The organism is Arthrobacter globiformis, from assembly GCF_046536215.2.
In the GTDB taxonomy this organism is placed as follows: Bacteria; Actinomycetota; Actinomycetes; order Actinomycetales; family Micrococcaceae; genus Arthrobacter; species Arthrobacter globiformis_E.
The window spans coordinates 2033241-2058341 of the sequence record NZ_CM143421.1 but is presented as its reverse complement, the minus strand read 5'-3'; the positions used below and the strand labels follow the sequence as shown (position 1 = coordinate 2058341).

Annotated in this window: 23 protein-coding genes; 18 read left to right on the top strand and 5 right to left on the bottom strand. The window is 66.7% G+C overall.

Translation table 11 applies throughout. The annotated features are described in order from the left end of the window. Window positions 1-199: 199 nt before the first annotated feature. The 12 genes from sucC (at window position 200) to R5O87_RS09100 (ending at window position 13794) form a co-directional block, all read left to right on the top strand. Window positions 200-1366 carry an ADP-forming succinate--CoA ligase subunit beta gene (gene sucC, locus R5O87_RS09155; protein WP_003804621.1) on the top strand — a complete coding sequence of 389 codons (1167 nt, stop codon included), beginning with the start codon at window positions 200-202 and terminating at the stop codon, window positions 1364-1366. Between the two features lie 30 nt (window positions 1367-1396). After that, entirely contained in the window at window positions 1397-2299 is a 903-nt protein-coding gene (gene sucD, locus R5O87_RS09150) for a succinate--CoA ligase subunit alpha (protein ID WP_003804619.1), read from the top strand. 142 nt (window positions 2300-2441) lie between these two features. After that, window positions 2442-2915, top strand: a complete 474-nt coding sequence (locus R5O87_RS09145; protein ID WP_410555330.1) for an SRPBCC family protein — start codon at window positions 2442-2444, stop codon at window positions 2913-2915. A 224-nt stretch (window positions 2916-3139) separates the two neighbouring features. Continuing rightward, window positions 3140-3544, top strand: a complete 405-nt coding sequence (locus R5O87_RS09140) for a tautomerase family protein (RefSeq protein ID WP_410557774.1) — start codon at window positions 3140-3142, stop codon at window positions 3542-3544. Between the two features lie 223 nt (window positions 3545-3767). Further along, window positions 3768-4784 (top strand): 5-dehydro-2-deoxygluconokinase, encoded by a 1017-nt coding sequence (iolC, locus tag R5O87_RS09135; protein ID WP_410557773.1) that lies wholly within the window; start codon window positions 3768-3770, stop codon window positions 4782-4784. Beyond that, window positions 4781-5716 (top strand): Cgl0159 family (beta/alpha)8-fold protein, encoded by a 936-nt coding sequence (locus tag R5O87_RS09130; protein WP_410557772.1) that lies wholly within the window; start codon window positions 4781-4783, stop codon window positions 5714-5716. Before iolC ends, R5O87_RS09130 begins: the two co-directional genes overlap by 4 nt. A 39-nt stretch (window positions 5717-5755) precedes the next feature. Next, window positions 5756-7684 (top strand): 3D-(3,5/4)-trihydroxycyclohexane-1,2-dione acylhydrolase (decyclizing), encoded by a 1929-nt coding sequence (gene iolD / locus R5O87_RS09125; RefSeq protein ID WP_410557778.1) that lies wholly within the window; start codon window positions 5756-5758, stop codon window positions 7682-7684. A gap of 49 nt (window positions 7685-7733) precedes the next feature. After that, window positions 7734-9245, top strand: coding sequence for a CoA-acylating methylmalonate-semialdehyde dehydrogenase (locus R5O87_RS09120; RefSeq protein ID WP_410557771.1), 1512 nt, complete (start codon window positions 7734-7736; stop codon window positions 9243-9245). Window positions 9246-9332: 87 nt separating this feature from the next. Next, a complete protein-coding gene (locus R5O87_RS09115; RefSeq protein WP_410557770.1) occupies window positions 9333-10244 on the top strand; it encodes a sugar phosphate isomerase/epimerase family protein in 912 nt (303 codons plus the stop codon). A gap of 37 nt (window positions 10245-10281) precedes the next feature. Next, on the top strand, window positions 10282-11295 hold the full coding sequence (locus R5O87_RS09110; RefSeq protein WP_410557769.1) for a Gfo/Idh/MocA family protein: 1014 nt from the start codon (window positions 10282-10284) through the stop codon (window positions 11293-11295). 112 nt (window positions 11296-11407) lie between these two features. Continuing rightward, window positions 11408-12283 (top strand): sugar phosphate isomerase/epimerase family protein, encoded by an 876-nt coding sequence (locus R5O87_RS09105; RefSeq protein ID WP_410557768.1) that lies wholly within the window; start codon window positions 11408-11410, stop codon window positions 12281-12283. Next, complete coding sequence (locus R5O87_RS09100) at window positions 12280-13794, top strand: sugar porter family MFS transporter (RefSeq protein ID WP_410557767.1); 1515 nt, start codon at window positions 12280-12282, stop codon at window positions 13792-13794. The genes R5O87_RS09105 and R5O87_RS09100 overlap by 4 nt, the downstream gene beginning before the upstream one ends. A 179-nt stretch (window positions 13795-13973) precedes the next feature. Here the strand turns inward: R5O87_RS09100 and R5O87_RS09095 are convergent, their stop codons facing one another. After that, window positions 13974-14423, bottom strand: a complete 450-nt coding sequence (locus tag R5O87_RS09095; RefSeq protein WP_236807221.1) for a MarR family winged helix-turn-helix transcriptional regulator — start codon at window positions 14421-14423, stop codon at window positions 13974-13976. Window positions 14424-14594: 171 nt separating this feature from the next. Here R5O87_RS09095 and R5O87_RS09090 point away from each other — a divergent pair, with 171 nt between their 5' ends. Then, the gene (locus tag R5O87_RS09090; protein WP_410557766.1) at window positions 14595-15869 is read left to right on the top strand and encodes an MFS transporter; all 1275 of its coding nucleotides are present in this window, start codon (window positions 14595-14597) and stop codon (window positions 15867-15869) included. A 59-nt stretch (window positions 15870-15928) separates the two neighbouring features. Here R5O87_RS09090 and iolB read toward each other — a convergent pair whose 3' ends face one another. From iolB to R5O87_RS09075, 3 genes are all read right to left on the bottom strand, one after another. Then, on the bottom strand, window positions 15929-16831 hold the full coding sequence (gene iolB, locus R5O87_RS09085; protein ID WP_410557765.1) for a 5-deoxy-glucuronate isomerase: 903 nt from the start codon (window positions 16829-16831) through the stop codon (window positions 15929-15931). A 104-nt stretch (window positions 16832-16935) separates the two neighbouring features. Continuing rightward, complete coding sequence (locus R5O87_RS09080) at window positions 16936-17676, bottom strand: GntR family transcriptional regulator (protein WP_410557764.1); 741 nt, start codon at window positions 17674-17676, stop codon at window positions 16936-16938. 189 nt (window positions 17677-17865) lie between these two features. Then, a complete protein-coding gene (locus tag R5O87_RS09075; protein WP_410557763.1) occupies window positions 17866-18921 on the bottom strand; it encodes a gamma-glutamyl-gamma-aminobutyrate hydrolase family protein in 1056 nt (351 codons plus the stop codon). A gap of 41 nt (window positions 18922-18962) precedes the next feature. Here R5O87_RS09075 and R5O87_RS09070 point away from each other — a divergent pair, with 41 nt between their 5' ends. The 5 genes from R5O87_RS09070 (at window position 18963) to R5O87_RS09050 (ending at window position 24020) form a co-directional block, all read left to right on the top strand. After that, window positions 18963-19430, top strand: a complete 468-nt coding sequence (locus tag R5O87_RS09070) for an SRPBCC family protein (RefSeq protein ID WP_410557762.1) — start codon at window positions 18963-18965, stop codon at window positions 19428-19430. A gap of 83 nt (window positions 19431-19513) precedes the next feature. After that, complete coding sequence (locus tag R5O87_RS09065; protein WP_003804580.1) at window positions 19514-20221, top strand: FadR/GntR family transcriptional regulator; 708 nt, start codon at window positions 19514-19516, stop codon at window positions 20219-20221. A gap of 331 nt (window positions 20222-20552) precedes the next feature. Continuing rightward, a complete protein-coding gene (locus R5O87_RS09060) occupies window positions 20553-21920 on the top strand; it encodes an MFS transporter (RefSeq protein ID WP_410557760.1) in 1368 nt (455 codons plus the stop codon). Between the two features lie 36 nt (window positions 21921-21956). Continuing rightward, window positions 21957-22733, top strand: a complete 777-nt coding sequence (locus tag R5O87_RS09055; protein WP_410557758.1) for an SDR family NAD(P)-dependent oxidoreductase — start codon at window positions 21957-21959, stop codon at window positions 22731-22733. A gap of 153 nt (window positions 22734-22886) precedes the next feature. Further along, the gene (locus R5O87_RS09050; protein ID WP_410557756.1) at window positions 22887-24020 is read left to right on the top strand and encodes an LOG family protein; all 1134 of its coding nucleotides are present in this window, start codon (window positions 22887-22889) and stop codon (window positions 24018-24020) included. Window positions 24021-24050: 30 nt separating this feature from the next. Here R5O87_RS09050 and R5O87_RS09045 read toward each other — a convergent pair whose 3' ends face one another. Then, a complete protein-coding gene (locus R5O87_RS09045) occupies window positions 24051-25082 on the bottom strand; it encodes a matrixin family metalloprotease (RefSeq protein WP_410557755.1) in 1032 nt (343 codons plus the stop codon). Window positions 25083-25101 lie beyond the last annotated feature (19 nt).

Genomic DNA, 25101 nt, shown 5'->3' with positions numbered 1-25101 from the left:
AGAATAGTGTCCTTACTCACAGAACAGGTAGTCTGGAACGGGCCGGTCCCTCCAAAGGACTAGAGTTCCCAAAGGAGCATTGCGCCGCGTGGCTCGTTTCCGGACCTGCCGCAGGGCGCGTTAATTCCGCAGCCCGGTCCGCACCTTTTGGTGTTGTCCGGCTGTACAGAAACTACTTCGACGTAGAAGGACACAAACCGTGGACCTGTTTGAATATCAGGCGCGCGATATGTTCGAAGCGCACGGTGTACCCGTGCTCGCCGGCATCGTGGCGCACACCCCTGAAGAAGCAAAGGCAGCTGCCGAGAAGATCGGCGGCGTAACTGTCGTCAAGGCACAGGTTAAGGTCGGTGGCCGCGGCAAGGCTGGCGGCGTCAAGGTTGCCAAATCCGCCGATGAGGCACTTGAGCACTCCACCAACATCCTGGGCATGGACATCAAGGGCCACACCGTCAACAAGGTGATGATCGCCCAGGGTGCGGACATCGCCGAGGAATACTACTTCTCCGTCCTTCTGGACCGGGCCAACCGCAACTACCTGGCCATGTGCTCGGTTGAAGGCGGCATGGAGATCGAGCAGCTCGCCGTTGAGCGGCCCGAGGCCCTGGCCAAGGTAGCCATCGACCCTGCCGTGGGCATCGACCAGGCCAAGGCTGACGAAATCGTCGCTGCCGCCGGGTTCGCTGAAGAACTGCGCGGCAAGGTCGCCGGCGTCATTCTGAAGCTCTGGGACGTCTTCAAGAAGGAAGACGCCACCCTCGTGGAGGTCAACCCGCTGGTCAAGACCGGCGCGGGCGAGATCGTTGCCCTCGATGGCAAGGTCACCCTCGACGAGAACGCCGAATTCCGCCACCCCAAGCACGCCCAGCTTGAGGACAAGGAATCGGCAGACCCGCTCGAGGCCAAGGCCAAGGCGCAGGACCTGAACTACGTCAAGCTGGACGGCGAAGTCGGCATCATCGGTAACGGTGCTGGCCTCGTCATGTCCACCCTGGACGTCGTCGCCTACGCCGGCGAGAACCACGGCAACGTCAAGCCCGCCAACTTCCTGGACATCGGTGGCGGAGCCTCCGCCGAGGTCATGGCCGCAGGCCTGGACGTCATCCTGGGCGACGAGCAGGTCAAGTCCGTGTTCGTCAACGTCTTCGGCGGCATCACCGCCTGTGACGCTGTCGCCAAGGGCATCGTGGGCGCACTGGCCGAGCTGGGCCACTCCGCCAACAAGCCGCTGGTTGTCCGCCTCGACGGCAACAACGTCGAAGAAGGCCGCCGCATCCTCGCCGAGGCCAACCACCCGCTGGTTACCCTGGCCGCCACCATGGACGAGGGCGCCGACAAGGCCGCCGAGCTCGCCAACGCCCGCTGATCGAGCCTGTCGAGATCTAGGAAAGAAAACATGTCTATTTATCTGAACAAGGACTCCAAGGTCATCGTCCAGGGCATCACGGGCGGCGAGGGCACCAAGCACACCGCCCTCATGCTCAAAGCCGGCACCAACATCGTGGGCGGCGTCAACGCCCGCAAGGCCGGCACCACCGTCCTGCACGGCGAAAACGAGATCACCGTTTTCGGCACCGTCAAGGAAGCCATGGCAGAGACCGGCGCCGACGTCTCCATCGTCTTCGTCCCGCCGGCATTCACCAAGAACGCCGTCGTTGAAGCCATCGAGGCCGGCATCGGCCTGGTCGTCGTCATCACCGAAGGCGTGCCGGTCCAGGACTCCGCCGAGTTCTGGGCACTGGCACAGTCCAAGGTCGACGCCGACGGCAACCAGGTCACCCGCATCATCGGACCGAACTGCCCCGGCATCATCACCCCGGGCGAGGCCCTCGTGGGCATCACTCCGGCGAACATCACCGGCAAGGGCCCCATCGGCCTCGTCTCCAAGTCCGGCACGCTGACCTACCAGATGATGTACGAACTGCGCGACCTCGGCTTCTCCACGGCCATCGGCATCGGCGGTGACCCCATCATCGGCACCACCCACATCGACGCCCTGGCTGCGTTCGAGGCTGACCCGGAGACCAAGGCCATCGTGATGATCGGTGAAATCGGCGGTGACGCCGAAGAGCGTGCCGCCGACTTCATCAAGGCCAACGTCACCAAGCCGGTCGTCGGCTACGTGGCAGGCTTCACTGCGCCGGAAGGCAAGACCATGGGCCACGCAGGCGCCATCGTCTCCGGTTCCGCCGGTACCGCCCAGGCGAAGAAGGAAGCCCTTGAGGCTGCAGGCGTGAAGGTCGGCAAGACGCCGTCCGAGACCGCCAAGCTGCTGCGCGAAGTCTACGCAGCGCTCTAAGCCTCACCTCAGGCAACGCGGGGTCACTCCCAGCCCAATCCACCCCCCGGATTGGGCGCAGAGTGACCCCGCGTTTCTTTTTAACCATTGCCCTCGGAGGGTTTGAGGTCTACGGTTTGGCTCCAGCCAGGAAGGACCGATCATGAGCAACGCACTAAAACTCACCGTCCCCGACGGCGTCCCGTTCATCGACTTTGAGCGGGAGTTCGATTTTCCGGTTTCGGAGGTGTTCCGCGCGCACAAGGACCCTGGGCTGATCGCGCAGTGGCTGGGCCCGCACGGCACGAAGATCGATATCGACCACTATGACTTCCGTTCCGGAGGCACGTATCTGTACCACCACACCGGCCCGGACGGGGTGGCGTACGCCTTCAGCGGCGTCTTCCATACCGTCCGTGAAAACGACTTCGCCATCCAGACCTTCGAGTTCAGCGGCTACCCGGACGTTGTCAGCATCGAATTCATGAGCTTCGAGGACCTGGGCGGAGGCAGGTGCCGGCTGCGGGCCCACTCCGTCTATCCCAGCCTGGAAGCCCGCGACGGCATGGCCCAGTCCGGCATGGAAGCGGGACTGCGCGAGGGCTACGAGCGGCTCGAGGAGGCGCTGGCCAAGTAGCGCCCGCACCTCAAACAACCCGCACCTCGAATAAACCATGCGACGGGCGGCCGGTGACCTTCCCCGTGAAGGTCACCGGCCGCCGTCGTCCGTTAACACCCAACTAGGTAGCAGCACAGGGCGTTCCCAGCGCTGGGAACGCCCTGTGCTGCTACCTAGTTGGGGGCCTTGCATGCTTAAATTAGTTTGATAGTATGTCAGGACAAACTATCAAAGGAGACGATATGCCTCTCGTTCGAATCGACGTCCACTCCGGCCGCGGCCGCGATGAACTCAACAGCCTCAGCCGCGGCATCCACGACGCCATTCTGGCTGAATACGGCATCCCGGAGCGCGACTACTTCCACATTGTCACCGAGCACGCACCGGGCCAGATTGTGGCGCAGGATGCCGGGCTTGGCTTCGAGCGTACCCGCGACGTCATCATGATCCAGATCTTCACCCAGGGCGGGCGCAGCCAGGAAGCGAAGCAGAGTCTCTTTGCTGCGGTGGCGGAGAAATTGGCGGCGCTGGGAGTCGCCGGCGAGGACGTTTTTATCGGCTATGTCGAGAACACTGCGGGGGACTGGTCCTTCGGATTCGGCCGAGCCCAGTATGTCACCGGCGAACTCGCCGTGCCGAAGAAATAAAGGCGGGGATACGGCCCTCCCGCATCCTTGGGAGCACCTGCGCAACTACGCTTTTCGGACGCAGTTCTGCTTGTTGTAAGTATGTCAGTACAAACTTTTGACAGGACATAAATTCTAGGGCACAGTAGTTCATGTGGTCCCGCTCACGGGGCCGCGGAACGCCGGAGCCTTGGCCGTTCGGCTGCTTAGAGGTTGAGATCCAAAAGAAAGGTCCACGATTACCGTGACCCACGAACTGCTCACGATCGGGCGCATCAGCGTTGATATCTACCCGAACGACATCGGGGTAGGACTGGAGGATGTCTCGTCCTTCGGCAAGTACCTCGGCGGCTCGCCGTCCAACGTTGCTGTTGCCGCTGCCCGCCACGGCCGCCGGACCGGCGTAATCACCCGCACCGGCGATGACCCGTTCGGCAAGTACCTGCACGGCGAACTGGAAAAGTTCGGCGTGGACGATTCCTTCGTCAGCCCGGTCCAGGGCCTTCAGACGCCGGCCACGTTCTGCGCCATCCAGCCGCCGCACGACTTCCCGCTGTACTTCTACGGCCGTTTCCCCACCGCACCGGACCTGCAGATCAAGGCCGAGGAGCTGGACACGGACGCCATCCGGGACGCGCAGATCTTCTGGTCCACGGTGACCGGACTGTGCCAGGAGCCCAGCCGCGCGGCGCACATCAAGGCCCACGAAGCCCGGCCCCGCACCGGCCTGAAGGAGGGTCAGTACACCATCCTGGACCTCGACTACCGGCCGATGTTCTGGGCTTCCGAGGAGGAAGCGCGGGAGCAGGTGGCCCGGATCCTGCCGCACGTCACCGTGGCCATCGGCAACGACCAGGAATGCTCCGTGGCCGTGGGCCCGGGCACCCCGGATGAGCAGGCGGAGCGCCTGCTGGACGCTGGCGTGGAAATCGCTGTCGTCAAGCTCGGCCCGGAGGGCGTGATGGCCAAGACCCGCACCGAGCGCGTGGTTTCCGCCCCCGTCCCGGTCGAGACCGTCAACGGACTCGGTGCCGGCGACTCCTTCGGCGGCGCCTTCGTGCACGGCCTGCTCTCGGGCTGGCCGCTGGCCCAGGTCCTGGACTACGCGAACGCGGCCGGCGCGATTGTCGCTTCCCGGCTGTCCTGCGCCGATGCGATGCCGACGCCGGCCGAGGTCACCTCGCTGCTCGCCGAGCGCGGACGCCTGGTTCCCGGCAATGCTGTCCCCACCATCTCTGTTCCCGAAGGAGCGGCCCTGTGAGCCTCAATCCCGGCACCGCTACCCTCGCGGTGGATGACAACCCCCGCCGCTACGAGCACCTGAGCACCATCCGGCTCGAGGACCCGTCGGCCATCTCCCGGGCCGCGAAGGCCCGCCGCCGCCACCCCGGCCTGAAGCACGGCCGGCAGAACTTCATCGTCGCGGCCGACCACCCGGCCCGCGGCGCCCTCTCGGTCGGCAACGACCCGGTGGCCATGGCGGACCGCCGCCAGCTGCTGGACCGCCTGCAGATCGCGCTGGCCAACCCGGCAGTGGACGGCATCCTGGCCTCGCCAGACATCATGGATGACCTGCTGCTCCTCGGGGCGCTGGAAGGCAAGCTGGTCTTCGGGTCGATGAACCGCGGCGGACTCGCCGGCCTGGTCAACGAGTTCGACGACCGTTTCACCGGCCACACCGCCGCAGCGCTGGAAGAGCTGGGCGCGGACGGCGGCAAGATGCTGACCCGCATCTGCCTCGGCGACCCGGACACCGTCTCGCTGCTCGAAGCCACCGCGAAGGCCATCGATTCGCTCGCCGAGCGCAAGCTGATCGCCATGGTGGAGCCCTTCCTGTCCGTCCGGGAAAACGGCCGGGTCCGCAACGACCTGAGCCCGGACGCCGTGATCAAGTCCATCGCCATCGCCGAAGGCCTGGGCTCCACCAGCGCCTACACCTGGATGAAACTGCCCGTGGTCGCGGAGATGGAACGCGTCATGGCCGCCACCACCATGCCCACCGTGCTGCTCGGCGGAGACCCGGCAGGCACCCAGGACGAGGTGTTCGCCACCTGGGGAGCCGCACTCGCCCTCCCCGGCGTGCAGGGACTCACCGTCGGCAGGACCCTGCTCTACCCGGCTGACGGCGATGTCGCCGGCGCCGTTGCCGCGGCCGCCTCACTCCTCCACCACACCACAGAAGCATCGGAGTAACTTCCCATGGGGACGAATACAGGAACTGGAACCCGCCGGATGACCGTGGCGCAGGCCGTGGTCGAGTATCTTTCCAAGCAGTACACCGTTGATTCCGTAGGTGGGGTCGATTTCCGTGAGCGCCTGATCCCGGGCACGTTCGGTATCTTCGGGCACGGCAACGTGGCCGGTGTGGGCCAGGCCCTGAAGCAGTACCAGCAGCTCGATCCGACGATCATGCCGTACTACCAGGGCCGCAACGAGCAGGCCCAGTCCCACCAGGCCGTCGGGTATGCCCGGCACACCCGCCGGAGGCAGACGTTCGCGATCAGCACCTCCATCGGCCCGGGCTCGTCCAACTTGCTCACCGGCGCCGCGCTGGCCACCACGAACCGTTTGCCGGTCCTGCTGCTCCCGTCGGACACGTTCGCGACCCGTGCCGCGGATCCGGTGCTGCAGCAGCTCGAACAGCCCTACGCCTACGACCTGACGGTCAACGACGCGTTCCGGCCGCTGTCCAAGTTCTTCGACCGGGTCACCCGCCCCGAGCAGCTGTTCTCCGCGTTCCACCACGGCCTTCGCGTCCTCACCGACCCGGCCGAAACCGGCGCGGTCACCATCTCGCTGCCCCAGGACGTCCAGGCCGAGGCATTCGACGTTCCCGAGGAGTTCCTGGCCGAGCGGGAGTGGCGGATCCGCCGCCCGGAAGCGGACGACGACGACATCGCCCGCGCCGCCGCAGCCATCCGGGCCGCGAAGCGGCCGCTGATCATCGCCGGCGGCGGCGTCCTCTACGCCTACGCCAACGACGAACTCGCGAAGTTCGCCGAACTGACCGGGATCCCGGTGGGCAACACGCAGGCCGGCGTCGGCGTCCTGCCCTGGGACCACAAGTACTCCCTCGGCGCGATCGGCTCCACCGGCACGACGGCGGCCAACGCCCTCGCGGCCGAAGCGGACCTGATCATCGGCATCGGCACCCGCTACGAGGACTTCACCACCGCCTCCCGGACCGCGTTCCAGAACCCGGACCTGAAGTTCATCAACATCAACGTCGCCCCGATCGACGCGTACAAGCACGGCACCAACCTGCCGATAGTGGCCGACGCCCGCAAGGCCCTCGTCAAGCTGAACCAGGCCCTGGGCGGCTACCGCGTGGGCGCCGACCTGGAGCAGAAGATCGCGGCCGAGAAGAAGCGCTGGAACACCACGGTGGATACGGCCTTCGACACCCGGTACACGCCGTTGCCGGCGCAGAACGAGATCATCGGCGCCACCAACCGGGCCATGGACGCGCAGGACGTGGTCATCTGTGCCGCCGGGTCGCTGCCGGGTGACCTGCACAAGATGTGGCGGGTCCGTGACCCGTTCGGCTACCACGTCGAATACGCGTACTCCTGCATGGGCTACGAAATCCCCGGCGGTTTGGGCGTCAAGCGCGCAGCGATCGCCGAAGCCAAGGCAGGCGGTACCCAGCGCGACGTCGTCGTGATGGTGGGGGACGGCTCCTACCTGATGATGCACACCGAACTGGTCACCGCCGTCGCCGAACGGATCAAGCTGATCGTGGTTCTGATCCAGAACCACGGCTACGCCTCCATCGGCTCGCTCTCCGAATCCCTCGGCTCGCAGCGCTTCGGCACCCAGTACCGGACCCTGGACGAAGAGAAGCACTCCTTCGACGAGGGCGAGACCCTGCCGGTGGACCTGGCCCTGAACGCCGAGTCCCTGGGCGTGAAGGTGATCCGGATCGAACCGGGCGAGAAGGCCATCGCCGAACTCGAACAGGCCATCCGCGAAGCCAAGGCAGCCCCCGAACGCGGCGGCCCGATCGTGATCCACGTCGAATCCGACCCGCTGCTGGACGCCCCGTCTTCCGAATCCTGGTGGGACGTGCCCGTCTCCCAGGTCGCCGACCTCGACTCCACCCAGCAGGCCTACCAGACCTACACCGACCACAAGAACCGCCAGCGCAAACTGCTCGGCTAACCCCCAGGCCGCAGTCTTTCCGAACAGCCAGACGAAGGAAGTCATCTCTATGTCAACGACGACCGTCACCACCACCATCAACCATTTCATCAACGGGGCCGAGACCGCCGGCGAAGGCGACCGCACCACCCCGGTCTACAACCCGGCGACCGGGCAGGTCAGCGCCGAGCTGCGCCTGGCCAACCGCGCGGACCTGGACACCACCGTCGCCGCCGCCCGCAAGGCCGCCGACACCTGGGGTGACATTTCCCTGGCCAAGCGCACCGCCGTGCTGTTCAAGTTCCGCGAACTCGTCGCCGAACACGTGGACCAGCTGGCCGAGCTGATCACCGCCGAACACGGCAAGGTCCTCTCCGACGCCAAGGGCGAGATCGGCCGCGGCCTGGAAGTCATCGAGTTCGCCTGCGGCATCCCGTCCCTGCTCAAGGGCGACTACTCCGACCAGGTCTCCACCGGCATCGACGTCTTCTCCTTCCGCGAACCCCTCGGCGTCGTCGCCGGCATCACGCCGTTCAACTTCCCCGTCATGGTGCCGCTGTGGATGGCCCCGATGGCGATCGCCACCGGCAACGCCTTCATCCTCAAGCCCTCCGAACGCGACCCCTCCGCCTCCCTGCTGCTCGCCGGGCTCTGGAAGGACGCCGGCCTGCCCGACGGCGTGTTCCAGGTCCTGCACGGCGACAAGGAAACCGTCGACGGGCTGCTGACCCACCCGGACGTGGACGGCATCTCCTTCGTCGGCTCCACCCCGATCGCCAAGTACGTCCACGAAACCGCCACCAAGCACGGCAAGCGCGTCCAGGCCCTCGGCGGGGCGAAGAACCACGCCATCATCCTGCCCGACGCCGACCTGGACAACGCCGCCGACCACCTCGCCGCCGCTGCGTTCGGCTCCGCCGGGGAACGCTGCATGGCCATCTCCGTCGCCGTCGCCGTCGGGGACGCCGCCGACCTGCTGGTCAAGAAGGTCGAAGAACGCGCCCTCGACGTCAAGGTCAACAACGGCACCGTGCCCGGGGCCGAAATGGGCCCGGTCATCACCCCCGCCTCCAAGGACCGCATCGTCAAGATCGTCACCGAAGCCGAGCAGGCTGGTGCTGCGATGGTCGTGGACGGCCGCGACCTCGTCATCCCCGGCCACGAAGACGGCTTCTGGGTCGGCCCCACCGTCCTGGACCACGTCAAAACCGAAATGAGCGCCTACACCGAGGAAATCTTCGGACCCGTCCTCGTCGTCGTCCGCGTCGACACCCTCGAAGACGGCATCAAGCTGATCAACGCCAACCCCTACGGCAACGGCACCGCGATCTTCACCTCCTCCGGCGCCGCCGCCCGCAAGTTCCAGCGCAGTGTGACCGTCGGCATGATCGGCATCAACGTGCCGCTGCCCGTCCCGGTGGCCTACCACTCCTTCGGCGGCTGGAAGGCCTCGCTCTTCGGCGACAAGCACATCTACGGCCCCGAAGGCGTCTCCTTCTACACCCGCGGCAAAGTCGTCACCTCCCGCTGGCCCGAACCCACCCACGCCTCCGGCGCCTCCTACAACTTCCCCTCCAACTAATCCCCACACCACCATCGATCGCTCCGTAACCGCCGTTTTGAGCGTCCGTAAGGGCGTCTGCGGAGCAATCGATGAGAAGGAACAGTCATGACAGAGAACAAGCTGATCATCGGCACCGCGCCCGACTCCTGGGGCGTGTGGTTTGCGGATGACCCCAAGCAGACCCCGTGGGAGCGCTTCCTGGACGAGGTGGCCGAATCCGGCTACAAGTGGATCGAACTGGGCCCCTACGGCTACCTGCCCAACGACCCCGCCCGCCTCGCCGCGGAACTGAAGCAGCGCGACCTGCAGGTCTGCGCCGGCACGGTCTTCACCGCCTTCCACCGCGGCCTTGACCAGTGGGAGTCGGCCTGGGAACCGGCCCGCAAGGTCGCCGAACTCACGGCGGCCATGGGCGGGGAGCACATCGTGGTCATCCCCGCGATGTGGCGTGACGACGTCACCGGTGAGGCCGTGGAGAGCGGCACCCTCAGCGACAAGGCCTGGAGCGACCTGTTCGCCGGCCACAACCGGCTCGGCAAGACGCTGCTCGAGGACTTCGGCCTCAAGCAGCAGTTCCACTCCCATGCCGACTCGCACGTCGGCGCCCAGGAGGACATCGAAACGCTGCTCGGCGCGACCGACGCGCAGTACCTCAACCTGTGCCTGGACACCGGCCACGCCGAATACTGCGGCGCCTCCAGCCTGGAGCTCATCAAGAACTACCCGGACCGGATCGGCTACCTGCACCTGAAACAGATAAACCCGGACGTCCTGAAGAAGGTCAACGAGGAAAACATGACCTGGGCGGCTGCCAACCTGGCCGGCGTCATGACCGAGCCGCCCAACGGCCTGCCGGACCTGCGCGCGGTCATCGAAGCCGTCGAGGCCCTGGATCGGCCGATCTTCGGCATCGTCGAGCAGGACATGTACCCGGTAGCCTTCGACGTACCGATGCCCATCGCCAAGCGCACCAAGAACTACCTGCTGTCCTGCGGTTCCCGCACGGCGGTCAACTAGCCTCCGCCCCGGCATTCCAAAACGTAAGGAAAGAACAATGACTGAAACCCTTCGCGTCGCCGTTATCGGCGCCGGCCGCATGGGCGCGGACCACATCCAGCGCCTCAGCAAGCGCATCCACGGCGCTGAAGTTGCCGCCGTCGTCGACGTTGACCTGGCCCGCGCCCGGGCCGCCATCGAAGGCATCCCCGGGGCCGTGGCCTTGGCCGACGCCGACGAGGCGCTGAACAACGGCGACGTCAACGCCGTCCTCATCGCCACCCCGGGCTTCCTGCACGAGGAGATCCTGCTCAAGGCCATCGCCAAGGACATTCCCATCCTGTGCGAGAAGCCGCTGACGCCGGACGCCGAATCATCCTGGAAGATCGTCCAGGCCGAGGAGAAGCTGGGCCGCAAGCGCATCCAGGTGGGCTTCATGCGCCGCTTCGACGCCGAATACGCCGCCCTGGGCGCTGTCATCCGCGACGGCGAGCTGGGCGAACTGCTGATGCTGCACCACCAGCACCGCAACCCGAGCACCCCCGCCGGTTTCACCAACGAGATGCTCATCAACGACTCCGTGGTCCATGAGTTCGACGCCATCCGCTTCTTCACCGGTGAAGAGATCACCTCCGTCCAGGTCCGCCTCGGCAAGGCCACCAAGAACGCCCCGGCCGGCCAGCACGACCCCCAGCACGTCCTGATCGAAACCGAATCCGGAGTCCTGGCCGACGTCGAAATTTACGTGAACGCGAAGTTCGGCTACGAAGTGGCCACGCAGGCCTCCTTCGAAGACGGCATCGTCAGCATCGGCGGCGACAGCGGACCGTACCTGCGCAGCAACGGCCGCTGGGGCGGCAAGGTCACGCCCGGGTTCGAGGAGCGCTTCGGCGCCGCCTACGACGTAGAAATCCAGGCCTGGGTGGATGCCGCGCTCCGCGGCGAAATCGGTGGACCCAGCGCCTGGGACGGCTACGCCACGGCCGCCTGCTGCGAAGCCGGCGTGGAGGCCCAGAAGAACGGCGAGAAGGTCGCCGTGAAGCTGAACGCCAAGCCCGCCCTCTACAGCTAGGCCACCTTTGGAGTTTTTGTCCAGATAACGCGACTTGGAGGCCCTCGAGGTTGCGATATCTGGACAAAAACTCCGTTCGTTACCCGTCTCTTTCCACAATGGAGTGTTCCTCGTGAAAATCGCCCTTGATCCCACCCCCTTCCACCACAGCCACAGCCTGCTGGAATTCCCCAAGGTGGTGGCCGACCTTGGCTACAAGTACATGCAGATGACGCCGCACCCGGATTTCATCCCCTTCTACAACCACCCCAAGGCCGACGACGACCTGGTGGGCCAGCTGAAGAAGGCGTGCACCGACGCGGGAATCGAAATCGCGTCCATCCTGCCTGTGCTGCGCTGGTCCGGCCCGGACGAGGATGCCCGTGAGGCGGCGGTGCGGTACTGGAAGCGCGCCATCCAGATCGCCGTGGACCTGGGCGTGAGCACCATGAACACCGAATTCAGCGGCCGGCCGGAGCTCGCCGAGGAATCCGAGCGGGCGTTCTACCGCTCCATGGAGGAACTGCTCCCCATCATTGAGCGTGAAGGCATCGACCTGCTCATCGACCCGCACCCGGACGACTTCGTGGAGGAAGGCCTCGCTGCGATCCGCGTCATCCGCGGCCTGAACTCCAAGAACGTCGGCATGGTCTACGTGGCCTCGCACAGCTTCCACATGAAGAACTCGCCGCTGGACATCATGCGTGCCGCGGGGGACAGGCTCCGTCTGGTCCATGTGGCCGACACCATGGACCACCACGCCTCGCACGGACTGCGCTACATCACCAACCCGCCGGGCAACGCCGTCCGGGTGCACCAGCACCTGAAGATGGGCGACGGCGACGTGAACTGGGACGAGTTCTTCGGCGGCCTGAAGGAAATCGGCTTCCTGGACCGGGATGACACCGTCATGGTTTCCAGCGTCTTCGCCGAAAACGAGAACGCCGAGGAGGTGTCCCGCTTCCAGCTGGACACCATGAAGCAGTACGTGCAGAAGGTCAGCGTATGACGGCCGCGCCTTCTGGGAAGGCCGACTTAAAACACCAGCGGGCGCTCCGCACCGTCACCATCATTTCCACTTTCGGCGGCCTGCTCTTCGGCTATGACACGGGCGTCATCAACGGTGCCCTGCCCTACATGCAGGAGGACCTGGGACTGACCCCGCTGGCCGAGGGCGTGGTCACGTCGTCGCTGCTCTTCGGCGCCGCCTTCGGTGCACTTTTCGGCGGCCGGCTGGCGGACCGGAACGGCCGCCGCAAGATGATCATGGTCCTGGCCGTCATCTTCCTGGTCGGGACGCTGTCCTGCACCCTGGCACCCAGCACCGAGTTCATGGTGGCGGCCCGCTTCATCCTCGGCCTGGCCGTGGGCGGCGCGTCCGTGACGGTGCCGGTGTACCTCGCGGAGGTGTCGCCGTCGGCGCGCCGCGGGCGGATCGTGACGCAGAACGAGCTCATGATCGTCACCGGCCAGTTGCTCGCCTTCATCTTCAACGCCTACCTTGTCAACACCTTCGGCGAGGCCGGGGGCATCTGGCGCTGGATGCTGGTGATCGCCACGTTGCCCGCGGTCGCCCTGTGGATCGGCATGGCCTTCATGCCCGAAAGCCCCCGCTGGCTCGCCTCGATGGGCAGCTTCGGCGAGGCCCTCGGCGTGCTCCAGCGCATCCGCTCCAAGGCCGAGGCCACGGTGGAGTTCGAAGAAGTCAAGGCCATGGCCGTGGAGGACTACAAATCCAAGATGGGTTCCTGGAAGGACTTGCAGGTTCCCTGGCTCCGGCGGATTTTCTTCGTCGGCGTCGGCCTTGCCGTGATCCAGCAGATCACCGGCGTGAACTCCATCATGTACTACGGCACGCAGATCCTGGCGGATGCCGGCTTCGGCCGGGAAGCGGCGCTGAGCGCCAACATCGCCAACGGTGTCATCTCCGTGCTGGCCACCTTCGCGGGCATTTGGCTCCTCGGCAAGGTGGGGCGGCGCCGTATGCTCATCACCGGGCAGGTCGGCACCACCTCGGCGCTGCTGCTGATCGGCCTGTTCTCGCTGGTACTGCCCGAGGGCACCGGCCGCGGCTACGTGATCCTGGCGCTGACCGTCACGTTCCTCGCATTCCAGCAGGGGGCCATTTCGCCGGTCACATGGCTGATGCTCTCGGAGATCTTCCCGCTGAAGCTGCGAGGCCTGGGCATGGGGGCATCGGCCTTCGTGCTCTGGATCGTGAACTTCCTGATCGGCTTCGGCTTCCCGCAGCTGCTCGCGGCCATCGGCATCTCCAACACGTTCTTCGTGTTCGCCGTCCTTGGAGTGGGTGCGATCCTGTTCGCCGCCAAGTACGTTCCCGAGACCAAGGACAAGAGCCTCGAGGACGTGGAGCACTACTTCAAGCATCAGGCGGGCGTCGCCGTCGAAATTAAGACTGACGCCGAAATTGAGACTGGCGCCGAATCTAAGACTGACCCCGAAGCAACGACCCGCCCCGAATCACAGGCCGGCGCCGGAGCCGGAATCCGGGTGCACTAAGCCGCTCTCACTACGGAGTTTTTGACCAGATAATGCCCTCTCGAGGCCCTCGAGGGGGCATTATCTGGACAAAAACTCGTCAGGAAAAGGCGTTCGACGGCGGGTGGCCGGCCGGGCGGGGATGTCCGACGGCGGGTGGCTGGCCGGGCGGGGATGACCGACGGCGGGTGGCCGCGCGGTCAGACGCCGGCGTGGAGCCGGGGGAGGGCGTCCACCAGGGGTGCCAGCTCCGGGACCTGCTGCGCCTCGGCGAGGGTCCGCTCGAGGGTGGCGTCGTGGACCGGCCGCGCTTCGGCGAGCAGCTTGCTTCCGCTGTCGGTCAGTTCTGTGTAGATGCCGCGGCGGTCGTCCGCGCACAGGATGCGGGTCAGCAGGCCGCGGTCCTCCAGCCGGTTCACCAGCCGGGTTGTCGCGCTGGCGCTGAGAGCCGTGGCCCGCGCCAGCTGCTGCATGCGCATGTGCCACCCGTCCTGCCGGCTGAGCGCGTCCAGCACCGTGTATTCGACGACGGACAGCTGCGCCTGCCCCTGCAGCGACCGTTCCAGTTCGGCCTCGATCAGCCCGTGCAGGGCCGCCAGGGTACGCCATCCCTGGGCGCGAACCTCCACGGCGTCGTCCTTGATGCCCACGGGCTCTCCTCCTTCAGTTCTCCGGCTCACTCGGAACAGAGCACGGCAGATAGTTGCTTGCGCGCTATATCTTTTTGTGCAATATTTGCTTGTGCAACGAAATATAGCGCGCCTGCAACTAATACCTTACGCCGCGCTCCCCATTCAGTACAGTTCCGAAGGAGCACACCCATGCCTGTTGGCCTGATAGCCCTAGCCCTTGGCGGGTTCGGCATCGGACTCACCGAATTCGTCATCATGGGGTTGCTCCCTGAAGTGGCCGCGGACTTCCGGGTGAGCGAAGCCTCCGCCGGCTGGTTCATCTCCGGCTACGCCCTCGCCGTCGTGGTGGGAGCGCTGGGACTTACCGCTGCGGTTTCCCGCTTCCAGCGCAAGCCCGTCCTGGCCGTGCTGCTGGTGCTCTTCATCGCCGGCAACCTGCTGTCCGCCATTGCCCCGGACTACTGGGCCATGATGGCGGGCCGGGTGGTTGCCGCCCTCGCGCACGGCGCCTTCTTCGGCATCGGGGCAGTGGTTGCTGCGGGGATGGTCCCGCCAACGAAGAAGGCCGCCGCCATTGCCATCATGTTCACCGGACTCACGGCCGCCAATGTCCTCGGGGTTCCGCTGGGCACGCTGCTGGGGCAGGCCGCAGGCTGGCGTTCCACCTTCTGGGCGATCACCGGCATCGGAGTGCTGGCGCTCGCCGGCATCCTTGCCCTGGTGCCCAAGGCAGGGACGGGCGACACCGCAAACGGCGGCGTCCGCAGCGAGCTGCGCGCCTTCCGCTCCGGCCAGGTGTGGCTGTCCATTCTGGTAACCATCCTCGGCTACGGCGGAATGTTCGGTGCCTTCACCTACATCGCTTTCACCCTCACCGAGGTCTCCGGATTCGCCGCCTCCACCGTGCCGTGGCTGCTGATTGTCTTTGGCGTGGGCCTGTTTGTCGGCAACACCCTCGGTGGCAGGGCGGCCGACCGCGACGTCGACCGCACCCTGCTCGTCGTGCTCTCGGTCCTCGTCGTGGTGCTGGTGGTTTTCGCCCTGAGTGCGGGCAGCCAGGTGCTCACGGTCGCCTCGCTGCTGCTCCTGGGCGGTTTCGGGTTCGCGACGGTGCCCGGCCTGCAGATGCGCGTCATGAAGTACGCGGCCAAGGCACCCACGCTGGCGTCCGGAGCCAACATCGGCGCGTTCAATGTGGGCAACGCCCTGGGCGCCTGGCTCGGCGGCGTGACCATCACCGCCGGCCTGGGCTACACCTCGCCCATTTGGGCCGGGGCGGCGATCACTCTGGTGGGCCTCGTGGTGATGGCCGGGGCCGCCGCCCGTGCCAAGGCAACTGCCCGTCGGGTTGCGGTTCCGGAGGCAACTGCCGCCACGGCCGCGTCCCAAACACGCGCGGAGACGGAAGCGGCCGGTTCAGTCCAGGCTGAACCGGCCGACGTCGGACCCGTTTCCGTCCGTTAGTCGCGCGCCTTTAGTTCCGGGCCGCCGCGCCCAAAACGCGGCGGAGGGCCCGGCAGAACTCAGGCCCCGAACGGCAGCCGGGGGTCCAGGTTCTGGCTGTCCCAGGTCTGGCGTACCCAGCCGTGGTGCGGATCGTCGCTGATGAGCCAGTCGCGCACGCGGCCGGGACCGGCCATGACGTTGAGGTAGTACATGTCGTAGCCGGGTGCGGCCATCGCTGGGCCGTGCCAGCCGTAGGGCACCAGCACCACGTCGCCCGTGCGGACCTCGGCCGAGACATCGATGGGCCGGTGGTCGGAGGCGTAGACGCGCTGGTATCCGATCGCGTCCGCATTCCGGCCGGGGCCGTTTGAACCCGGGGCGGCGGCCACCCGCGTCTCGAAGTAGTAGATCTCCTCGAGTTGGGTCTCGCCCTCCTTCTCCTCGTCGTGCTTGTGGGGAGGGTAGGAGGACCAGTTGCCGGCGGGGGTGAGGACCTCGCAGACGATGAAGCGGTCGGCTTCCAGTGCGGCGGGGGTGCCGAAATTGTGGACCTGGCGCGAGCAGTTCCCGGCGCCGCGAAGCTCCACGGGCGTTTCAGCCGCGGTGATCAGGCGGGTGGGGTACTGGACCCTGGCGGGCGCCGTCGCAATGGCAACCCGGCCGCCGTCGGACGACGTGACGGTCACCGCCTTGTCCGTTCCGGTGTACAGCACGTCGGTGGGGCCGCTGAACACGCTGGCCCGCCCGGCCAGGGGGTGGTCCAGCCCGTCCACGGTGGCCGTGAACGCCCCGCTCAGCGGGATGACAATCCGTTCCTCCGCAGCAGGGGGAAGTTCGACGACGGCGCCCGGGGCCAGCGTGGCCACCTTCAGTCCCGTGTGTTCCCAGCCTTCCACGGCAAGTTTCGAGTCGGACGTTCCCAGCGAAACGTCCCAGCAGCCTTCGGCTGCACTGCCCAGGGGGTAGACCCATTCGGCCATAAGTTGGTGTCCTTTCGGAGGTGTGGTGGTCGGTTCGTGGCACGGCGGACCTGCGCAACGGCCGGCATGTTGCCGCCCCTGCGTGCTGCCGCTGCCGCTGCGGGCTAGCGCTGGACGAGTGTCATTTCGAAGCTGTAGGAATCGCCGCGGTAGACGTGGTGTCCGGTTTCCACGTTCCGCCCCGTGTCATCGACGGCGGTGCGTTCCATGGTCACCAGGGCCGAGCCGGCTTCGGTCTCTAGGAGCGGAGCCTGGTAGTCATTGGCCACCATGGCCCCGATGCGCTGTGTGGCCAGCCGGAAGTTGACGCCGCCGCTGCGCAGGATGCTGTACAGGCCCTGCGTCCTGAGCAGGTCCTCGTCGATGTGGGTGATGTCGTCGCGCACCCAGTTCTCCATCAGGGCCAGCGGTTTGCCGCCCACCTTCCGGAGTCTGGTGAAGTGGTAGACCTTGGCCCCGGCAGCGAGGTGCAGGGCCTCCCGGGTGGCGGCGTCGGCCTCGACATGCGCAAAGGTGAGCACTTCGGTGGTGGGCTTGCTGCCGTTGTTGGTCAGGTCGTCGTACAGGCTGGACAGCTCAAGGGGGCGGCGGACCTGGCTCGACACCACCTGAGTGCCGACACCCCGCTTCCGGACGAGCAGCCCCGAGCGGACCAGTTCGTCCATTGCCTTGCGCATGGTGGGGCGCGAGAGGTTCAATTGGGCGGCGAGGTCGATCTCGTTCTCCAACCGGCTCCCAGGTTCCAGCAGGCCGGTGTGGATGGCAGCTTCAATGCCCTGGACGACCTGATGGTACAGCGGCACCGGCGATGAGCGGTCGATGCTGAGGTGAAGTTGGTTCGCCATTGAGTGCTCCCTTTGTGCTGCAGGTTCCTGCGTCCAGAAGCCTGTATGTCAGTGCATGTCCGTTTGTTAGGACATACTCTGATTTTGATCATAGCAGGAGGGCGCCGCCAGTCAAGGAAGTCGCCATTCCAGGAAGGCGGCAGTGTGGGAACGCGGCCGGTCCGGGCGGCTGGTGGGCGCCCCGGGCACTCAGCGCGTGCGGCAGGCCTCCACGAACACCCTGAACGGTGCCAGCCGTTGCTCCTCGGTCAGTTCCAGGGCCTCCGGATGCCACTGCACCGACGCGACCCACCGCTCGGGGTCCTCCAGGGCCTCCACCGTGCCGTCATCCGCCACGGCGGTTACCAGCAGCCCCGGCGCCACCCGGTCCACAGCCTGGTGGTGGCCCGAAGCGATCTTGACCTCGACGGCGGCCGCATCACCCGCTGCGGCAGCGTCTGCTGCCTTGCCCGCGGCCGCATCAGCGGTGGTCCGGGGCGCTGTGCCGCCGGACCCCGTCCCGCCGGCTTCCGGATTTTCGACGGCGGCGTACATCTTCGCCACTTTGGACCCCGGGGTGATGGTCACCTCGTGCCAGACCCAGGGCCTGTTGGCCGCTGCCGGGATCTGGCGGTGCGGCACGGTGCCCGGCGTCATGTCCTGGACCAGCGTTCCGCCGTACAGGACATTGAGCAGTTGGTGGCCGCGGCAGATCCCCAGCACCGGCGTGCCGGCATCGAGTGCGCGCCGCGCCACCGCGATGTCCAGCCGGTCCTGCTCTGCGTTGACGTCATAGAGGGAGGGCCCCGGCGCCTCGCCGTAGAGGCGCGGGTCAACGTCCCCGCCGCCGGGAAGCACGACGCCGTCAAGAGCCTCGGGCGCGTCCGGCACCTTACCGCCGTCGGAGGGTCCGCCGTCGGAAATTCCGCCGGACGGCGCGCTGTTCAGGCCGCCCGCCGGTAGCCCTTCCAAGGATTCGGGGGTGAGCAGCACCGGCTCCCCGCCGACGTCGCGGATGAGGCTGACGATGCAGCCGAAGAGGCTGTTGGCCTTGGCCACCCGCGGGTCCGGGTCCGCCGAGCTGCTCAGCCGTACGGGAATGCCGATCCGCGGCCGGCGCACGTCATCCGGCGCCGCACTCAGCGCAGCCTCTGCATCCGGCGTTGTGTCTCGGGCCTGCACTGTGTCTCCGGCCGGCTCTGTGCCCGGGTTCTGCATTGTGTCCGGGGTCTGCATTGTTCCTGAATTCCGCGTTGAATTCTGCATCCTCAAATTCTGCCCCATAACCGGGAGAATAGGCTGGGCCGATGAGCAACCGATATCTGGTGTCCCGGGACCGCTTCATCGCCGCGGCGCCGGACCGGATCTTCGAGATCCTGGCCACGCCCGCGCGGCACAGCGAAATCGACGGTTCGGGCACCGTGAAGGGCGCCCAGCCCAGGGGCCCGGGGCGCCTCGGAGCTGGGGCCAGGTTCGGCATGGAGATGAAAATCCGGGTCAATTACCGGATTCTCAACACCGTCACCGAGTTCGAGGAAGGCCGCCGGATCGCCTGGCGCCACTTCTACGGGCACGTGTGGCGTTACCTGCTGGAGCCGGGCGCAGACAGCAGCGGCGTGCCCGGAACCCTCGTCACCGAACAGTGGGATGCGCGCCATGTCCGCGGCAGATTCCTGCTTCGGCTCGCCGGCTATCTGCGCCGCCATCCCGAGAATATCGACAGGACGCTCGCCAGGCTGGACGCGTACGTTACGGGTGCCCAGGCCGCAAGCTGACGCACTTTTGGGCCTTTTTTACTGCGTCTGCCCCGGCTTCGGTAGTGTTGGGGGCATCAGGCAAGGCGAAAGTAGGGCAGTCGGTGGGGCGCAGAACACTTGTTGACGACCTCGTTGACGGTCTGCTGGACGACATCCTCGACGGCAGGCTGAAGCCGCATGACGCATTGCCGCCCGAAGCTGACATCGCCAAGGCCTACGACGTCAGCCGGCTGACCGCCCGGGAAGCCCTGAAGGCACTCCGGGCCCAGAACATCCTGTACGTCAAAGCCGGCCGCGGGACATTCGTAAATCCCGCAGACAACTGGACAGGCCTCGACGCCATCATCAAGGCGGCCTCGCACGGCAACGCGGACGACCAGGTGTCCCGCGGGCTGATCGAAGTCCGGCGCATGGTGGAAACCGGTGCCGCCGCGCTCGCCGCCAGGCGCCACACCCCCGAACATGCCGAGGAGATGCGGGCGTCCATCGCGGACATGAAGCGGTATCACCAGGCCGGCGACCTTGACGGGTTCGTGGCGGCCGACATCGCCTTTCACGACACCGTCCTGAAGGCCTCCGGCAACCCGTTTGTCCGTGCCCTCCTGGCGCAGCTGGGCCAGTCCCTCTACCGCGCCCGCCGCGAGACGTCGGCCATCGAGGAGATCCAGCGCCACGCCATCGCCTTCCATCAGCGCGTGCTGGAGAGCATCCTCACCGGCGACGCCGAGCTGGCGCGCAAGGCCATGGACGAGCACATGGACCAGACCTTCGAGGACTACGAGCGCTACGTGCATGGCCAGCGCTCCTAGCGTCTGCCGGCGCACCTAGGCCTGGGTTTTCCGGGTCCTGCAGGGCGTCCAGGTCCTGACCTGTAGCCCGCATTTTCCTGTCGTCCACCGGTCGTCTCCGGCCGCCTTCTTCAGTCCACCGGCCTCCCTGGCCTGCCATTTCCAGGCTTCAGCCGCTTCGCCTTGACGTAACGCTCGTCACCCTCCTATGCTTTTGGTCATGTTCTTCCGTCAGATGTCTGACATCAGATAAATCAGATGTAATCACTGAACCGGACAGAACCCCCACAAAGACAAACAGCGGATCCCCACCGCAAAGCCGCCGGGCCGGGAACCGCCAGACAGAAGGTCGATGATGACTTCATTAACCACAAAGTCCTCCGGACTCGGCGAGCTTGGCGACCGCACGCTCCGCAAGGTCCGTCGCCGCGTAATGCCCCTGATCGTCCTGCTCTACTTCATCGCGTACCTGGACCGGAACAACGTCGGCTTCGCCAAACTGACCATGAGCGAGGACATCGGCCTGAGCGCCGCAGCCTACGGGCTGGGCGCCGGCATCTTCTTCCTCGGCTACGCCGTGCTCGAGATCCCCAGCAACGCCGGCATGTACAAGTTCGGCGCCCGGAAATGGCTCGCCCGTATCCTCATCACCTGGGGCATCTTCGCAGCCGCGATGGCCCTGGTGAACGGCGAATCCACCTACTACATCATCCGCTTCCTGCTTGGCGCGGCCGAGGCCGGCTTCTTCCCCGCCATCCTCTTCTACCTGACCCTGTGGTTCCCTGCCGCGCAGCGCGTCACCGTGCTGGGCATCTTCATCCTCGCGCAGCCCATCTCCAACGCCCTGGGTGCACCTGTTTCCGGTCTGCTCCTCCAGATGGACGGCATCATGGGCCTGCACGGCTGGCAGTGGCTCTACATCATTGAGGGCATCCCCGCTATCCTCCTGGGTGTGCTGACCCCGTTCCTGATGACGGACCGTCCCCGCGACGCCAAGTGGCTGAACGCCGACGAACGCGAATGGCTCGCGACCACCATGGACGCCGAACTGGCCGCCAAGTCCAAGGGCAGCAGCCACAACTTCCTCGCCGGCCTCAAGGACAAGCGGACCATCGTCTACTCGGCCCTCTACTTCGGCCTGGTCTGCGGCATCTACGGCCTCGGACTCTGGATGCCCACCATCGTGGCAGCCCTGGGAAAGTTCTCCACGGCCGAGGTCGGATTCATCGTCCTCATCCCGTACGCAGTGGCAGCAGCCTTCGTCTACTTCTGGAGCAAGCGCGCTGACAAGACCGGCAAACGTGCGTGGCACAGCGCCGTAAGCATGGTCCTGGCCGGCCTGGGCCTGCTCGCCGCCGGCTACCTCCTCCCGGTCAACCCTGTCCTGGCGCTCGTCGCCCTGACCGCCTCGGCGATGGGCATCTACGGAGCCATTGCCCCGTTCCTGTCCATGCCGTCCGCAGCCCTCACCGGCGCTGCCGCAGCCTCCGGCCTGGCCATGGTCAACTCGCTGGGCAACCTGGGCGGATTCGTCGCCCCCTACGCAGTGGGCCTGCTGAAGGACGCCACCGGCAACAACCAGAGCGGCCTGCTCTTCCTCTCCTTCTGCCTCTGCGTCACAGCTGTGGCCACCTACCTCTACGCCCGCAGGCGCCCCGAAGGCGATGCGGCGCTGGATCCGGCAGTCAAGGCCTCCGCAGACGCTCCGGCCAGCCACTAAAGACCCATCCGAGAACCACCCGAAGGAATACCCGCAATGAGCTCAATCACCCCTTTCCCCGCAGAGCGCACCGTTGTGCTGACCGGCGCAGCGTCTGCCCGCGGCATCGGCCGTGCCGCCGCTGACCGCATGGCCAGCGAAGGCTGGTCCATCGCGATCCTGGACATCAACGCCGAGGACGCGAAGGCCGCCGCCGCGGAGATCGGGTCCAACCGTGCAGTGAAGGCGATCGGCGTGGGCGCAGACGTCTCCGACGAAGCTTCCGTAGACCGGGCGATCACCGAGATCGAAGCATCCCTGCCGCCGATCGTGGCTCTTGCCAACCTGGCCGGCATCAGCTCGCCGACGCCCTTCATGGAAACCACGGTTGCCGAGTGGGACAAGGTCTTCGCCATCAACATGCGCGGCACCTTTGTGGTCTCCCAGCGGGTGCTCAAGGGAATGATCGAGCGCAAGCTCGGCCGCATCGTGAGCATCTCCTCCATCTCCGCCCAGCGCGGCGGCGGCACCTACTCCAAGGTGGCCTACAGCGCTTCCAAGGCCGGCATCATCGGCTTCACCCGTGCCCTGGCCCGCGAAGTCGGCGAGTTCGGCGTGACGGTGAACGCCATCGCCCCGGGCCCGATCGACACCGACATCATGGGCGGCACGCTGACCGACGAGCGCAAGGCGCAGATGTCCGAGGGCATCATGATGGGCCGCGTGGGCACGCGCGAGGAAGTGGCTGCTCTGATCTCCTTCCTGCTGGGCGCTGACTCGGGCTACATCACGGCCGCCACCTACGACATCAACGGCGGCCTCCAGGTTTCCTGACCCGTTCCTGGTGTATCCACCCAACTAGGTAGCAGCAGAGGGCGTTCTCAGCGCTGGGAACGCCCACAGCTGCTACCTAGTTGGGTTTTCAGGGGGCGGAGTTCGCGGCACGGGTTCGGCGGCAGTGCTGGACACGGCACTAGGCTGGGCCTCATGAATCCCTCCGGCAGCCTGAACCCCAGCCCGCGGACCCTTGAGGTGGACAGCCTCGCCCGCTTTGACCGGCTGGTGAGCGCTGGAGCCAGGGCGATGCACGGCTGGCACGCCCAGTCGCTGGACCTGCGCGGACGCGGCACCGCACTGGCAACCCTGGACGCCGAGGGCGCGGTTTTCCTGGGCTGCACCTTCGACCCGGGCGTGGAGGCTTCACTCCGCAGCCGGGGCGCACTGATCTTCCCCCGGCTCACCGGCGTCCCCTTCAATCCCTACCGTGCCGGGCTCTACACCCCGCAGGAGCTGTACGCGGGCATCGTCGATGAGCCGTACGAGAAGACCCCCGACGCCCTGGTCTACCAATGGAGCATGCGGCCGGGCCAGCGGAACCGGCTCGACTCCACCCTCGCGGCAGCGCTGCACGACCACGCCGTCGGCGATGCGCTGGAGGAATTCGTCCGCACCCTCAACAGCGGCGGCCGTTCCATCGTCGGAGTCATGGGCGGCCATGCCCTGCAGCGGGGGACCGGCGGCTTCGCCGCGGCCGCCACACTCGGCCGGCTCCTGGCCCGGCGCGGCCACCTGGTGGCCACCGGCGGCGGCCCCGGAGCCATGGAGGCCGCCAACCTGGGTGCCTACCTCAGCACGGCCGACGACGACGATTTCCACGGTGTGCTTCGGGAGCTTGCTGCCGTCCCCGGCTTCCGTCCCTCGGTGTCCGCGTGGGCACGTGCCGCGGCAGCCGCCGTCGGACGCTTCCCGGGCGGGACCGCGTCCCTCGGCATTCCCACCTGGTTTTACGGCCACGAACCGCCCAACTATTTCGCCACCCACATCGCCAAGTACTTTGCCAATGCCGTCCGGGAGGCCATTCTCCTGGAGGTCTGCAACGGCGGGATCGTGTTCCTGCCGGGCGCCGCGGGTACGGTGCAGGAGATCTTCCAGGACGCCTGCGAGAACTACTACGGCGCCCCGGAGACCATGACCCCCATGGTGCTGGTGGGCAGGGAGCACTGGGAGCAGCGGTTCCCGGCCTGGCCAATGCTGCGAAGCCTCGCGGCAGGGCGGGCCATGGAGCAGCGGATCTTCCTGGTGGACAGCGTGGACGAGGCGCTTGCGGTCCTCGGCGGGTGAACCCGGCGCGGCCTGGAATTCGGAGCCAGCCTAGAGATCCCCGCGGCAGGGTGTCTTGCCGAGCTGGTAGAGGCCGTTCAGGTCGCCGGCGGCGAGGCCGTCGGGCGCGCCGATCTCCGGATACATGAGCTGCACGGGGTCGTTCACGTGCTCCAGTCCCATCACGTGGCCCAGTTCATGGAGGATGACGGCGGTGGCGTACGCGGTGCCGTCGGGGCGTTCCAGCTCGATGGCCATCTGCGGGGCATCCAGTTCCAGGCTGCCGGTGACGTAGCTCTTGGGACCGTTCCCGTAGCTGTAGTGGGTGCTGCCGCCGGTGCCGATGACCTTGCCGCCCAGTTTGGGAGCCGCCTCCGGCGTGGTCCAGCTAATCAGCAGGGGCGCCCAGCGGTCGCCGTAGGCTTCGGGCTGGTAGGGGGCACGCTGGTCCGAGGGCTGCTCGTCGGTGGCGCCGTCGTCCACGAACTGGATGCCGGTGACGCGGGAAATTTCCCGGATTGCCAAGGGAACCAGGCCGGCCGCACCCGCCGGCGCAAGGCCGGCATTCACCACGTAGTGCAGCGGACGGCACGGCGAGTAGCCCACGGGGGAGCCGTCGCTGTTCACGGCAAGGAACTTGTACGAATTGCTGGGCTCCGGAGGCGGTGCCGGGGTTCCCAGGGGAGTGGCTGCCTCCCCGAGGCCCGGCGGCGGTGCACCCGCGGTACTGCCTGGGCCTCCGGGCTCGCCGGCCCCGCCAGACGAGCTGTGTCCGGGCTGCCCCGCCTGCCCGGCGGGGTCCTGCCCGGCCGTATCCTCCGCGGCACCATCGGGCCCGGCATTATCCTGGCCGGCGTCCTCCTGCCGGGACGAGGACTGGTCCCCGGAGCCGATGCGGAAGTTCAGCACGCCGGCAAAGCGGGGGTCCCCGTAGGCCATTCCCGCGGCGAGGAAGGCAGCACAACCGAGGGCAGCGAGCACGATCAGGCGGCGGATAAACTTTGCCGCCGCGGTGGCCGGACCCGAGTGGCGCGGCTCGTGCCGGTGACGGCGTTGACTGGACCCGGGCTCCTGACCCTCCACTGCACCCCTTTCACGGCAT